General features: G+C 49.2%; 14 protein-coding genes. All 14 read left to right on the forward strand.

Annotation, left to right across the window (positions count from 1 at the left end):
* On the forward strand, positions 1-1,682 hold a 1,682-nt coding region (locus E4L36_RS13415; RefSeq protein ID WP_136681023.1), incomplete at its 5' end, for a tandem-95 repeat protein.
* A gap of 129 nt (positions 1,683-1,811) precedes the next feature.
* Positions 1,812-2,702, forward strand: a complete 891-nt coding sequence (ttcA, locus tag E4L36_RS13420) for a tRNA 2-thiocytidine(32) synthetase TtcA (RefSeq protein ID WP_136681024.1) — start codon at positions 1,812-1,814, stop codon at positions 2,700-2,702.
* Positions 2,703-2,861: 159 nt separating this feature from the next.
* Positions 2,862-3,614, forward strand: a complete 753-nt coding sequence (locus E4L36_RS13425) for a hypothetical protein (protein ID WP_136681025.1) — start codon at positions 2,862-2,864, stop codon at positions 3,612-3,614.
* 56 nt (positions 3,615-3,670) lie between these two features.
* The gene (locus tag E4L36_RS13430) at positions 3,671-4,447 is read left to right on the forward strand and encodes an enoyl-CoA hydratase (protein WP_136681026.1); all 777 of its coding nucleotides are present in this window, start codon (positions 3,671-3,673) and stop codon (positions 4,445-4,447) included.
* Positions 4,448-4,507: 60 nt separating this feature from the next.
* Entirely contained in the window at positions 4,508-5,827 is a 1,320-nt protein-coding gene (locus E4L36_RS13435; protein WP_240770731.1) for a sigma-54-dependent Fis family transcriptional regulator, read from the forward strand.
* Positions 5,828-6,028: 201 nt separating this feature from the next.
* Positions 6,029-7,354: a sulfite dehydrogenase gene (soxC, locus tag E4L36_RS13440; RefSeq protein ID WP_127694024.1), complete on the forward strand. Its 1,326-nt coding sequence runs from the start codon at positions 6,029-6,031 to the stop codon at positions 7,352-7,354.
* Positions 7,338-8,372, forward strand: a complete 1,035-nt coding sequence (locus E4L36_RS13445; RefSeq protein WP_136681028.1) for a c-type cytochrome — start codon at positions 7,338-7,340, stop codon at positions 8,370-8,372. The genes soxC and E4L36_RS13445 overlap by 17 nt, the downstream gene beginning before the upstream one ends.
* A gap of 89 nt (positions 8,373-8,461) precedes the next feature.
* Entirely contained in the window at positions 8,462-8,818 is a 357-nt protein-coding gene (gene soxX, locus E4L36_RS13450; protein WP_127694022.1) for a sulfur oxidation c-type cytochrome SoxX, read from the forward strand.
* Between the two features lie 36 nt (positions 8,819-8,854).
* Positions 8,855-9,316 carry a thiosulfate oxidation carrier protein SoxY gene (gene soxY / locus E4L36_RS13455; RefSeq protein ID WP_136681029.1) on the forward strand — a complete coding sequence of 154 codons (462 nt, stop codon included), beginning with the start codon at positions 8,855-8,857 and terminating at the stop codon, positions 9,314-9,316.
* A gap of 21 nt (positions 9,317-9,337) precedes the next feature.
* Positions 9,338-9,655, forward strand: a complete 318-nt coding sequence (gene soxZ / locus E4L36_RS13460; RefSeq protein WP_127694020.1) for a thiosulfate oxidation carrier complex protein SoxZ — start codon at positions 9,338-9,340, stop codon at positions 9,653-9,655.
* A 67-nt stretch (positions 9,656-9,722) separates the two neighbouring features.
* Positions 9,723-10,589 carry a sulfur oxidation c-type cytochrome SoxA gene (gene soxA / locus E4L36_RS13465; RefSeq protein WP_136681030.1) on the forward strand — a complete coding sequence of 289 codons (867 nt, stop codon included), beginning with the start codon at positions 9,723-9,725 and terminating at the stop codon, positions 10,587-10,589.
* Between the two features lie 15 nt (positions 10,590-10,604).
* Positions 10,605-11,027: a hypothetical protein gene (locus tag E4L36_RS13470; RefSeq protein WP_136681031.1), complete on the forward strand. Its 423-nt coding sequence runs from the start codon at positions 10,605-10,607 to the stop codon at positions 11,025-11,027.
* A gap of 71 nt (positions 11,028-11,098) precedes the next feature.
* On the forward strand, positions 11,099-12,868 hold the full coding sequence (soxB, locus tag E4L36_RS13475; RefSeq protein ID WP_136681032.1) for a thiosulfohydrolase SoxB: 1,770 nt from the start codon (positions 11,099-11,101) through the stop codon (positions 12,866-12,868).
* A 262-nt stretch (positions 12,869-13,130) separates the two neighbouring features.
* Positions 13,131-13,931 (forward strand): transporter substrate-binding domain-containing protein, encoded by an 801-nt coding sequence (locus tag E4L36_RS13480; protein WP_136681033.1) that lies wholly within the window; start codon positions 13,131-13,133, stop codon positions 13,929-13,931.
* Positions 13,932-13,984: the final 53 nt, after the last annotated feature.

Raw genomic sequence — 13,984 nt, forward strand, 5'->3', positions numbered from 1 at the left:
TCAATGGCGACGGCACCGTGACCTACACACCGGATACCAACTACAACGGCCCGGACAACTTCCAATACACCATTGCGGATGCGGCAGGTAACGTCTCCAACGCAGCGACCGTCGAGCTCACCGTGACCCCGGATAACGATCCACCGGTGGCCGTCAATGACAACGGCAGCACCGCGGAAGACACCGCAGTCACCCTGAACCTGGCGAGCAATGACAGCGACGTGGACGATGGCCTAGACCTTACCAGCATCGTGATCACACAGCAGCCGGACCACGGCACACTGGTGGTCAACAGCAACGGTACTGTGACCTACACACCAACAAGTGGATACACCGGCCCTGATAGCTTTAAGTACACAATCGCTGATGTGGGTGGCAATGTATCGAATGCAGCTACGGTTTCGCTTAACGTGGTTGATACCAACAACTCTGTTGTTGCCAATGATGATGGTGGTTCGTCCAATGGCTTTGTTTATGTTGGTGCGAATGGTGGATCATGGACGGCACAGGGTGTAACTGTTGAAGCCTTTAACGCAGATGGTAGTGCCGGAACAATCGTAAGAAACTCTTCGTTCGGCTTTGGTATTGCGGGTACTCCGGATTCTGATGATGATCGTCAAAACCCGCCGCAGCTTGAATATGACACGGCAACCAATACCTCAGAATCACTCGTATTTACATACGATGATTTTGTGACATCGGCAGAAGTTGATATTGCTCGACTGTATGGAACTGAGTCTGTAAATGGGCAAGTCCATACCGAGCAAGGGGGCTGGATCGCTTATGTCGTCGATGATGCGGGTAATCAGCGTGTTGTGGCAAGTGATGAATTTAGTTTCGGAAGTTCTAGCAACGGTGGCACGATCACGATCACCGCACCAGCGGGTTACGTGTTTAACCGTATTGAGTTTGTAGCGACAGAGTACCGTGATGGCCGGGATACAACGGGCAGCGGGGACGCTTCTGACTATTTCGTTCAAGGTGTCTCAGCGACGACAGTATCGAGTGGCTACCAAGCAGCTGAGGGTGATGATCTAACGCTGTCAGTGAATGACTTACTGGCTAATGACTCGGACCCTGATGGCGACGCTTTCAGTTTTGCTGGTATTGTTGATGTGAATGGCCAACTGGTCACAACAGGTAGTGCTGTTGTCGATGCGAATGGCGCAACAGTGACGATCAGTGGCAGTACGCTGACATACAACTCGGGTAACCAAGGCCTCAATGTTGGTGAGGTCGGCAATGTCGACTTTACATATCGTATTGAAGATGCCAATGGCGCGACGGATGATGCCGATGTATCGCTCACGGTTGTGGGTACGCAAGGTACACCGGGTAGCGTCAATATAGATGGTACATCTGGCAACGATATCCTAGATGGCACCAGTGGCGTGGACACGTTTGTTTGGCTTGATGGAGAAAGCGGGACAGATACGATCAATAACTTCACGGTTGGTGGTCCGGGTGTTGGTGATCGGCTTGACCTCTCTGACCTGTTGGTTGGAGAAGAGAGTAATCCACTCTCTGATTACCTCTCTGTCTCGACGAACGGTACCGATACGACTATCGAAATTCGTCCGCAAGGCAGTGGCGGTAGTGTTGAGCAAACGATCGTGTTGGATGATGTGACGGGCGTTACGCTCCAAGATTTGGTGAATAACGACCAGATCATTACCGACTAACGCTCATAACACGATTGGACTTCAAGCCCGGCTTAGGCCGGGCTTTGTTGTTTTGGTGTGTAATGAGTTAGAAAAAACCAAAAAATTGATCTAAAATCGCCGTTTTTTAACACCTCAGGCCAAACTCCCATGCAAGCAGAAGAGATCGCGACAAACGAAGAGCGCAAAACCAAAACACGTTTAAACAAGTTGCAAAAACGCTTGCGCCGTGAAGTTGGGCAGGCGATTGAGGCATACAACATGATCGAGGATGGCGATAAAGTCATGGTGTGTTTGTCTGGCGGCAAAGACTCCTACGCTATGCTGGATATTTTGTTAAACCTGCAACGTAGTGCGCCCATATCTTTTGAGCTTGTGGCAGTTAATCTCGATCAAAAGCAACCTGGATTCCCTGAACATATTTTGCCCGAGTACCTTGAGGCTTTGGGTGTGCCGCATCACATTGTAGAGCGTGATACCTATTCGATCGTCAAAGAGGTTGTTCCCGAGGGCAAAACGACATGCGGACTTTGCTCGCGCCTACGTCGCGGGACGTTATACGGATTTGCTGATGAGATTGGCGCCAATAAAATCGCTTTAGGGCATCATCGCGACGATATTCTCGAGACATTCTTCTTAAACATGTTTTACGGCGGTAAGTTGAAAGCGATGCCGCCTAAGCTGGTCTCAGACGACGGCAAGAACATGGTGATTCGGCCGTTGGCATTCGCCCGAGAAAAAGATATTGCCGAATACGCGGAGTTGAAAGCCTTTCCTATCATTCCTTGTAATTTATGCGGCTCTCAAGAGAATCTTCAGCGCCAAGTCATCAAGGAAATGTTGCAATCATGGGACCGACAACACCCTGGGCGTATTGAAACGATGTTTCGTTCCCTACAGCATGTTGTGCCATCCCACTTAGCGGATACAGAACTCTTTGACTTCAAACGACTAGCGTTGGGCTTTGCTCATGGTATTGATCCTTCGCTAGGGGAATCGCGGCTAAGTGAGCCTCAGGCAATCGATATACTGTCGCTGTAACGTCGCGCCGATATCTAGTCATTGGTTTTGAACGGTTAGTTGTGTTAAAAAACAACTAACCGCATACACGGATGTAGCTCTAAAGCAACAGCAACTTGTCACCCTTAGGGTTGTGATGGTCGGTTAAATTGCTATTGATGAAGGCGCTTGAGAGGGCGTATGAGCGAAGACCGAGAAAAGCTATTCAAACGAGCAGAGTATCTGCGTAACCTTTTGATCGCGCACGTGACAGGCCGCACTGTTAACATGCTCGATTATCAAAAGCTGCGTCAATATTTTATGCAGCACAAAGAAGCCGGTGCATTCTTACCGCGAATCGTTATTAACCACGGTGATTTGTCTAGCGTTTGGCAGAGCATGAAATACGGCTTTGGTTCGCATGAAGAGCGCCGGGACGCTATCCTCGATCAGTTTCAACCGTTTTTAGAGCGCTTCAGTCCGCAGGAGGCTGCTGCGGATGATGCTGCGATTGAGCAGTTAAATGAAGTTGTTCTGTTTTCTCGTTGGAACGAGTTTATGGAACGTGTTGATAAGGAACCAGAGCTTGCCGTTGATGCAATGCAGCAAGATATCACTGCGTTGTGTTATCAGTTACTGAAAGAGCTCAAAGTTTTCCCTGACCCAAGGCGTAGTTCATTATCACAACTGGTAACGCTAACAGAACATGCGCTGCAGATAAGCCCTGACAGAGAGCACGCTAGAGTTGTCAAGGATATCGTATCTGGCTGTGCGGACTCACTTGCGGCAATTGAACACCTCTACGCTGAAAACTCTAAAGCCAACAGTGAGAAAACTATTGATAAAGAGATCGCGAAAGTGCTTGTGAGTCTCTACATCAGCCTTTCTACAATGCTGCTATCTAGTTGGCGTCTGCACCGCCTTGGTGCGGCTTCAAGTACAACTAAAGTTTAGCATCCTCCCCTGAACGACTCTGATAGCTTGGTTTTTTTAGTTTAGGAGTCGTGAATATGTCTCAGCTTATTGAAGAGTCTATTGTAGATGGTGTCGCTCACGTGACGCTGTGTCGTCCAGATGCGTATAACAGCCTTTCGATGGAGCTGATGACGGCGCTGACAGAGGCACTTGTAAATTACGATAGTGACGAGTCCGTACGCGTTGTTGTGATCGCCGGAGCGGGAAAAGGTTTTTGTGCCGGACACGATCTAAAGCAGATGATTGCTGCTGACAGTATGGAGTTCAATGAAACAACATTTAAACAGTGCTCTACACTGATGCAGACCATCGTTAATTTGAGCGTTCCTGTGATTGCTCAGGTGCATGGCGTAGCAACAGCGGCAGGGTGCCAACTCGTGGCGAGCTGCGACCTTGCATTTGCGGCGCAAAGTGCGCGTTTTGGTACGCCGGGTGTCAACATTGGATTATTTTGTTCAACACCTATGGTTGCATTAACACGTGCTGTCCAGCCAAAGCATGCGATGGAGCTGCTACTTACAGGTCAACTGATCGGCGCTGAGCGCGCGGTTGAAATGGGCTTGATCAATCAGCATGTTGAGGATGAGACGCTAAACAGTCATGTGGTGTCTGTGGCTCAGCTGATTGCGAGTAAGTCTCGCAAAACGCTGACGATCGGTAAGCAAGCTTTTAATCAGCAACGCAACTTAACGCTTGAGTCGGCATATGAGCATTGCAGCCAAGTGATGGTCGATAATATGCAAACGGATGATGCGCAAGAGGGTATTGCGGCCTTTATTGAAAAACGCCACCCCAAGTGGCGACACTCGTAGCGATTTCCTCTGTGCTTCAGATCGATTAGCATAGCGGCATCGACGGAAGAGGTGACAGCAGTGGAAACGGTTTCTCAATTTTCAGGCATCTTAGCAGCGTTAGAGGAGCCAGCTGCGATCCTTTCACCTGACTACAAAATTATTGCCGCTAACGATGCCTATATTGCGCACTACAAAGGCAGTGATGCTGTAGTGGGCCACCACTGCTACGAGGTCTCTCACCACTACGACGTTCCCTGTGATCAAGCGGGCGAATCCTGCCCGCTGCGTGAATGCCAGCGAACCGGGCGGCGTCAGCGCGTGTTGCACCTTCACAATACGCGCCATGGTGAAGAGCATGTCGATGTTGAAATGATACCCATCACTGATAGCTCAGGGCGGGTCAGCTGTTATCTTGAAAAGATGCAGGTTGTCAAAGAGGCCGCTGCTTCACCGGAGGAGCAGGGTTTGGTCGGCCGCTCTCCTGCGTTCATGGCAATGTTAGAGCTTGTACACCGTGCCGCGCCTAGTGACATTAGCGTGTTACTGCTCGGAGAATCCGGCACCGGAAAGGAGCTCGTCGCGCAAGCGATACATCAGGCAAGCCGCCGCAAACAGATGCCATTCGTTACCGTTGAGTGCTCTGGATTAAGCGAAGCGTTATTCGAGAGTGAACTTTTTGGTCATGAAAAAGGCGCTTTTACCGGCGCCGTTAGCAGTAAAGAAGGCTTGGTAGAAGCGGCTCGTGGCGGCACCTTGTTTCTTGACGAATTAGGTGACGTACCACTTGCGCTACAGGTGAAGCTACTGCGCTTAATTGAAACAGGAACGTATCGGCGAGTGGGCAGCGTAACGGTACATAAAGCCGACTTCCGCTTGGTGTGCGCAACTCATAAAGCCCTGCCTGACATGATTGAAGCCGGCACGTTCCGTAAAGATCTTTATTATCGTGTAAGTGCGTTTCCCATTCCGCTACCCTCTTTGTCACAGCGTGGCGAAGATCTTGCGCTGCTCGTAGAAACGCTATTGAAGCGGATTCCTGAGGGGAGTGGGTACCACCTTTCTGCTCGAGCGCTTGAGGCACTCGCAGCTTACGCGTTCCCCGGGAATATTCGTGAACTACGTAATATTCTGGAGCGGGGGATGTTACTCACGGATGATAATGTCATTGATATTGCTCACTTACCTCACGAGTGTGCTAACCGTACCGAACCATTGCCTACTGAGCAGCAGTTTGGTTGTACGGTCGTACCATTGCATGAGCTAGAGTCGTGCTATCTGGCACACTTAGTATCCCTATATCCTCGAAATAAGAAGCTGCTCGCTGAACAGTTAGGTATCAGTGAACGAACGCTTTATCGCAAGCTCACAAAAGCCGATGCCCTTATGCAAAAGTCGTGAGAGCTAAAATTCCTATTGCCATTGCATTAGTATCTGTTAATGTTGTTTCGGTTATATGCTTATCTTTAATTGTTATATGTAGGCGCGTTTCGATTGATGGACGGATAGACGATTGTCGAATAGTTGCTTATAACTAATGCGTATACTTTTATAACAAAAATAATAATAACCGCACGCGGTGAGGGCACATTGGAGGCGTTAATGTCCAGAATAATAAAAGGTTCGGGGACACGCGAGCTATTAGCGCAGTTAGCTGCAGAGTCAGAACACCTATCTACGCGCGATCGGCGCGATTTTCTTAAAAAAGGCATCATGGCTGTTGGCGGCATGGCAAGCGCCGTAACAGCAGGTAATGCGGTAGCCAATACATCGAATTTACCTCCGATGGAACCGCAATGGGGGAAGATGCTTGGGCATGGGGTTGTTGAGTACCCTTATGGTCAGCCGTCTAAGTTTGAAAGTCATGTTGTTCGGCGTACCGTACCCTGGTTAACCGCTGAATCCATCTCCTCTATTTCGATGTCTCCGCTGCAAGATCTTAAAGGTATTATCACCCCCAATGGGCTGGTCTTTGAGCGCTATCATGCTGGGGTTCCGCAGATTAACCCCGATGAGCATCGCTTGATGATTCATGGGCTGGTAGAGCGTCCGATTATCTTCACGATGGAAGATCTTATGCGCTTCCCGTCGGTTTCAGAAATTAAATTTATCGAGTGCCCAGCAAACGGCGGTATGGAGTGGAAAGGTGCGCAGATGGAAGCGTTGCAGTTTACTCACGGCATGCTGAGTTGCTGCGAGTGGACGGGTGTTCCGCTGCGTGTACTACTTGATGAAGTCGGCGTTAAACCCGAGGGCAAGTGGATTCTAGCTGAGGGTGCAGATGGCTCTCACATGAGCCGCTCTATCCCGCTTGAGAAAGCCCTCGACGACACCATTGTTGTTTATGCACAAAATGGCGAAATGCTGCGCCCAGAGCAGGGCTACCCGCTACGTCTGATTAATCCGGGTTGGGAGGGCAACACATCGATCAAGTGGTTGCGCCGTTTAGAGATCGGGGACAAGCCATGGTATCACCGTGAAGAGACCTCCAAATATACGGACCTCATGCCCGATGGTAAGGCGCGTAAGTTTAGTTTTGTACAAGAAACCAACTCGGTTATTACGTCACCTTGTCCTGAGCATCCCATCGTGCGCAAAGGCTTTCTCGAGATCGAGGGGATTGCATGGTCAGGACGCGGCCGTATCAAACAGGTCGATATCTCGTTTGATGGTGGTGTGACATGGAAGCCAGCAAACCTTAAAGGGCTCGTGCTCTCGAAAGCACTGACTCGTTTCAGCTTTGTCACCAAGTGGGATGGTCAGCCTTGGCTGCTGCAATCACGTGCTATCGATGAAACGGGTTACGTCCAACCAACACTTAAACAGCTGCGTGAAGCGCGTGGCGGCAACTCTATCTATCATAAAAACTCAATCCACACTTGGAGTGTAGCTGCAAACGGGGAGGTTAAAAATGTTCAAATTACCTAAGGCCGTTTGTGTGGCATCTCTTGTTGGTACGCTTGCTTTTAGTGTTGGTCAATTGGCCTATGCAGGTGAGAAGTTTGGTTTTGGCGAGACCGCAACACCTGAGCAGATCGCAGGTTGGGATATTGATATTCGACCTGATGGCAAGGGGTTGCCCAAAGGGCAAGGCTCCGTTGCTGATGGAGAAGCGGTTTATGAGCAACTGTGTGCAACCTGTCATGGTCTTTTTGGTGAAGGGGAAGGGCGTTGGCCGGTGCTAGCCGGTGGCCAAGATACGTTGACCGATGACCGTCCTGTCAAAACGGTGGGCTCTTATTGGCCGTATGCCTCAACTCTGTTTGACTATATTCGTCGCGCGATGCCATTCACTGCACCACGATCACTGACCGATGAACAAACTTACCAGTTAACCGCTTATGTGCTTTACCTCAACGAGATTGTAGATGAGGATTTTGTTCTTACGGATGAAAACCTAGCGGCGATCGAGATGCCCAACCAAGAGGGCTTCTTTGTTGATACGCGGCCGGATGTTAAAAATGCTCGCTGCATGAAAGACTGTGCCGACCCAGCTAAGCTCGTTGTTACTGGAACATTGCAAGGTATTACACCTGTTGGGCACTTCATTGAAGGCGCTGATGCACCCGCTGCCTCTCATGAGGCTCAAGAGGAACTTGAGCGTGAGAAAGAGCATCAACGGAAAGCGGCCTCTGGCCATGAGGATGCAGCGCAAGCCGCGACTGAAGCGCCAGCACCGCTATCGGATGCTGCGCTGGCAGGCCAATCCGTGTATAACAATGCATGCCAAGCATGCCATAACTCTGGAATCGCCGGTTCGCCAAAATTTGGCGATGCGAGTGCTTGGGCTCCACGCATCAAGCAGGGAATGGACGTTCTGATGGGTCATGCGATTAATGGCTTTTCGGGCGAGAGTGGCATCATGCCACCGAAAGGAGGCCGAGTTGACCTTAGTGATCAACAAGTTAAAGATGCAGTTGCCTACATGGTTGAGTCGTCTAAATAGTTGTTTGCTATATTAAGTAGCTCTACTATTGCTTATAATTATAAAAATAAACAGTGTCTGCGAGTAAGGCACGCCAAAAGGAGAGTCGAATGCGCAAGTTGACCCTATCGATATGTGCAGCAAGCTTGTTTGCCCTGTCTGCTGGAGGCGCACATGCCGCCTCTGAGGAGATGATCGCAGAGGGCAAGGCAGTTTTCATGGGTAAGTCCCGTGGTAACTGCATTTCATGCCATCAAATCAATGATCCTGATGCAAATCTACCGGGTAACCAAGGGCCGCCGATGATTGCTATGAAGCAGCGCTTCCCGGACAAGCGCAAGTTGCGTGCTCAGGTATGGGATGCCACCCGCAGCAACCCTATCAGTATCATGCCACCACTTGGTAAGCATTGGATCCTCTCCGAGGAGGAGATCGATGCGGTTGTTGAGTATATCTACCAGTTCTGATGTGCCCTTGAGGTAATAAGTAAAGAGGAAAACACTATGAGTTTACATCGTCGCACAGTGATTAAAGCGATTGCCACAGGGGGAGCGCTGGTAGGTGCGAGCGTGCTTATGCCAAAGCTAGCCTTTGCTGCTTGGAATAAGTCTGCCTTTGAAGCCAAAGATCAAACGGCCGCAATGAAAGCCTTGCTTGGCGCTGAAAATGCTGAAAATAGTTCCGAAGTGACGCTAAAAGCGCCAGATATTGCTGAAAATGGCGCAGTAGTTCCGGTCACTGTTTCATCGACTTTGGCTGATGTTGAGTCGATGAGTGTCTTTATCCAAGACAACCCATCACCGTTGGCTGCGGAGTTTATGGTTCCTGCAGGTACAGCTGCAAACGTCGCGACACGCGTACGTATGGGTAAGACCTCAAAAGTAACCGCAGTTGTGAAAGCGGGCGGCAAGCTATATAGCGCGTCTAAAGAGGTAAAAGTCACCATCGGTGGTTGTGGCGGTTAATAGGGGCTCAGGAGAAGAATCATGGCTAAAGGCATTTTAAAAGTAAAAGCAAAAGCGGCTGGCGGTAAAACGAAAGTTAAGATGATGGCTAAGCACATCATGGAATCTGGTCAGCGAAAAGATAAGAAAACAGGTGAGTTAATTCCTGCGCTGTTTCTACAAAACATCATGGTAAAGCTAGCAGATAAAACTGTATTTGAAGCGAACCTGGGGCCTGCAATTTCTAAGAATCCTTACCTTTCATTCTCTTTTGAAGGGGGGGCGAAGGGTGATGAAATGGTGATCACTTGGACAGAGAACTCTGGGAAAACAGCGACAGAAACAGCGAAAATTAAATGATGACACGTTCTGGGCAGGTTGCTAAGCCTTGCCTGCGTGCCTCTTTAACATTAAGTGGGTGCTACCTATGAAAATAATAAAGACACTCTCTCTTGGGGTTGGACTGATGGCTGTATCTCAGTTCGCCACTGCGGCAGGAGCTGGTAATACGATTGAAACGGTAAATCCTGAAGCAGATCGCATGGCGCTTCAGAATTTCTACAAAAAGCGTTTTCCTGATACGGAATTAGACGACTACGTTAATGGTATCTATTCAGTGGATGCCGCCTCACGAGCGCAGTGGGAGGAGCTGGAAGAGTTTCCTCCTTATGAATTTGCGGTTGAGGAAGGTGAGCGACTGTTTAACGAGCCTTTTGCAAACGGTAAAACGTATGCGAGCTGCTTTGCGAACGATGGCGTTGGCATTCGCCAGAACTATCCCTATTGGAACAAGCAAGAGGGTACAGTTAAGACGCTCGAAATGGAGATCAATGAGTGCCGTGAGAAAAACGGTGAAAAGCCGTTAAAGTGGGGTAAAGGCGAGATCGCTCGCATCTCCGCTTACATGGCTTGGACATCACGGGACAATGTCTTTGACATCAAAATCCCAGAAGATGACCCTCGTGCACTGGCTGCATACCTAGAGGGTAAAAAGTTCTTCTATTCTAAGCGTGGTCAGTTGAATCTATCCTGTGCGAACTGTCATCTGCAGGGCTCCAATGTTCGTATCCGTGCGGATCTACCTAGCCCAGCACTTGGTCATGTTAGCCATTTCCCCGTGTTCCGCTCAAAGTGGGGTGAGTTGGGTACACTGCATCGTCGCTACAAGGGTTGCCATAAAGACAGCCGCTCTAAGCCGCAAGAGATGCAGAGTGACATCTACCGCAACTTGGAGTACTTCCAAACCTACATGAGTAACGGTTTGGTAGTTAACGGGCCTGGCGCACGTAAATAGGATAAGGAGAAACCCATGAAGAAAACATTGTTACTGAGTGCGGCTATCCTTCTTACCCCTACGTGGGTTATGGCCGAGACACTACAAGAGGCGTTTGAGACTCACCGCGCTATGTATGGTAAAGACCATACCTTCACGTGGCAGGGAAAAGAGTACTCAACTAATCACCCTGAAGAGTTGGAAGCGCGTGTTGAGCCGACCCAAGGTAATGCAACGGCACTACTTGAGCTTGCGAAAGCGGAAAATAAGAAAGCTGCGAGTGCGGGTTACGAGTGGAAGCTGACGCGTGGTTTACTCAAAAATGCTGAGGCTGCAATAAAAGAGGGCGAGTACCAGCGTGCTCTAAATTTGGCAGCGCAAGCTAAGTACCATGCTCGCATCGGTATTGAGCAACATGCGTACGCGGAGAAAAACTGGCAGCTGTCGGTTCCGCAGTAGTCTGGATGACGAAAATGCCTGTAGCAGAGCGAATCTCTACAGGCATTTTTTATGCTTAAAGGGGAATAATTATGTCGATGTCCCGACGTGAGTTTGCACAGCTTATCGGTTTGGCTGGTGCGGCAGGTATGCTGCCAACAACAGGGTTTGCAGCAGCGAAACAAACGGCTGATCCGTATGAACTTGAGAACTTCGGTAACGTCCGTCTTTTACATATCACCGATTGCCATGCGCAGTTAAACCCGGTTTATTTCCGTGAGCCAAATGTCAATTTAGGTGTCGGCACTGCTTACGGTAAAGCACCGCACTTAGTGGGTGAAAAGTTGTTAGGTCACTTTGGTATTGCACCTAACACATTAGAAGCACACGCTTTCTCTTGTTTGAACTATGAGTCGGCCGCGCGCCAATACGGCAAAGTCGGTGGGTTTGCCCACCTAAAAACGCTGGTTGATCGCTTGCGCGAAACCTACGGACGAGAGAAAACACTCTTGCTAGATGGTGGAGATACTTGGCAAGGTTCGGGCACATCGTACAAGACGCGTGGCATGGACATGGTTAAAGCGACCAATGAGCTGGGCGTCGATATTATGACCGGCCACTGGGAGTTTACTTATCATCAGCAGGAAATTCTCGATAATATCAAAGCGTTTAACGGTGAGTTCCTCGCTCAAAACGTGTTTGTTACCGAGGATGCCCTTTTTGAAGGTGCCGACGAATATATCCACGATGAAGACACGGGGCATGTGTTTAAGCCCTATTCGATCAAAGAGATAGGTGGCGCACGCATTGCAGTGATTGGACAAGCGTTCCCACGTACAAAGATTGCTAACCCAGCGCGCTTTATCCCTGATTGGACCTTCGATATTTACGATGACCTGCTGCAAGAACAGGTTGATGCGATTCGCGCTAACGAAAAAGTTGATGCTGTCGTTGTGATATCTCACAACGGTATGGATGTGGATATCGCTATGGCCAGCCGCGTCTCTGGTATTGATGTCATCTTGGGCGGACACACGCATGATGGTATGCCAGAGCCAACAGTTGTAAAAAATGCGGCGGGTAAAACACTGGTGTGCAACGTTGGTTCCAATGGTAAGTTCCTTGGAGTGATGGATCTTGATGTCACCAATGGCAAAGTCCGTGGCTTCCGTTACCGCTTGTTGCCGGTGTTCTCTGAGCTGATCGCTCCGGACCCGAGCATGGCGCAGTTGATTACGGATATTCGTCAGCCATATACAAGTTGGTTAAACGAGGAGCTTGCACCGGCAGATGAGGTGATGTTCCGCCGGGGTAACTTTAACGGCACATTTGACCAAGTGATTTGTGATGCGTTGCGTAAAGTGAACGATGCGCAGGTATCGCTATCGCCGGGGTTCCGTTGGGGCACAACCGTCCTGCAGGGGCAAATGGTCACAATGGAGCATGTGCTTGATCAAACCTGTTTGACCTACCCAGAGACCTACGTACGCGAAATGACCGGGGCGGAGCTGAAACTTATTCTCGAGGATGTGGCTGATAACCTATTCAATCCAGAGCCATACTTGCAGTCAGGTGGCGATATGGTGCGAGTGGGAGGGTTTGACTATGTCTGCGACCCGACCGCTAAAATCGGCAACCGTATTAGTGAGATGACGCTAGATAACGGTGAACGTATCGATGCCAACAAACGTTACAAAGTGAGTGGCTGGGCAACTGTTGGTGCGCGTTCTGAAGGCGCTGATATTTGGGATGTTGTTGCTGACTACCTGCGTGATCGTAAAGTGGCTAGCATCGACAAGCTTAATACACCGAAACTCAAAAATGTTACCGGAAATCCGGGTATCGTCGACTACCCTGCATAATCCAACCAAGCGAGGTGGGGGCTTCCCACCTCGCTTCATTTCAAACAAGAGCTGATACGCGTCAACGTATTACCATGTAGCTCTACCCCGCATACATTCAAGAAACCTCATCCACTATATTGCTCCTTGAATTCATATAATAAAACAGATAGTTTCTACATCTTGCCTACGGGAATCTAAATTTTTTGTCTACTAGTCTAAAGGGTTAGTTGGCATAAGCGTCTACTACAACAGCTTTAACAACAATAATGGAACGATCCTTATGAAAAAAATGTTTAAAACCGCAGTTGCTGCGATCGCTTTGATCTCCTCTACGGTATCTCTGGCGGCAGATAAGTCTACGCTAGATAGCATCCTAGATGCTGGTGAGATGAAAGTTTGCTTTGATGCTGGCTACATGCCATTCGAAATGAAAGCAAAAAATGGCGGCTTTATCGGTTTTGACATCGATCTGGCGAAGCAGATGGCGAAAGCGATGGATGTAAAATTCACGCCAGTCAATACGGCATGGGACGGTATCATCCCAACCCTGCTGACCGGTAAGTGCGATATCATCATGGGTGGTATGACAATCACAGCGCAGCGTAACCTGAAAGTTAACTTCGCTGATCCGTATGTTGTTATTGGTCAAACAATTTTGGTTCGTCCAGAGCTGAAAGATAAGATCAAATCTTACCGCGACCTCAACAACGGCGAATACACTGTCGCAACGAAGCTGGGTACAACGGGTGAAGCTGCCGTTAAACGTATGATTGGTAAAGCAAAAATCAGCCTGTTTGAAACTCAGGCAGACGCGGTGCTAGAAGTGTCTAACGATAAAGCGGACGCGTTCGTTTACGACCTGCCATTCAACGCGCTATACGCTAGCCAAAACCCTGATCAGGTAAGCCACCTAGAGAAGCCGTTCACATATGAGCCACTGGGTTGGGCTATCCGTAAAGGTGATCCAGATTTCCTTAACTTCCTAAACAACTTCCTACGCCAGATTAAAGGCGACGGTAGCTACGATCGTATCTACGCGAAGTGGTTCAAGTCTGACAAGTGGCTGCAGCAAGTTCAGTAATCACGTTTCACTTAGCGCGCGCTTGCTAACACAGGTGCGCGCTTAGCTTTAGT

Source organism: Neptunomonas sp. XY-337, from assembly GCF_004959845.1.
GTDB lineage: Bacteria > Pseudomonadota > Gammaproteobacteria > Pseudomonadales > Balneatricaceae > Neptunomonas > Neptunomonas marina.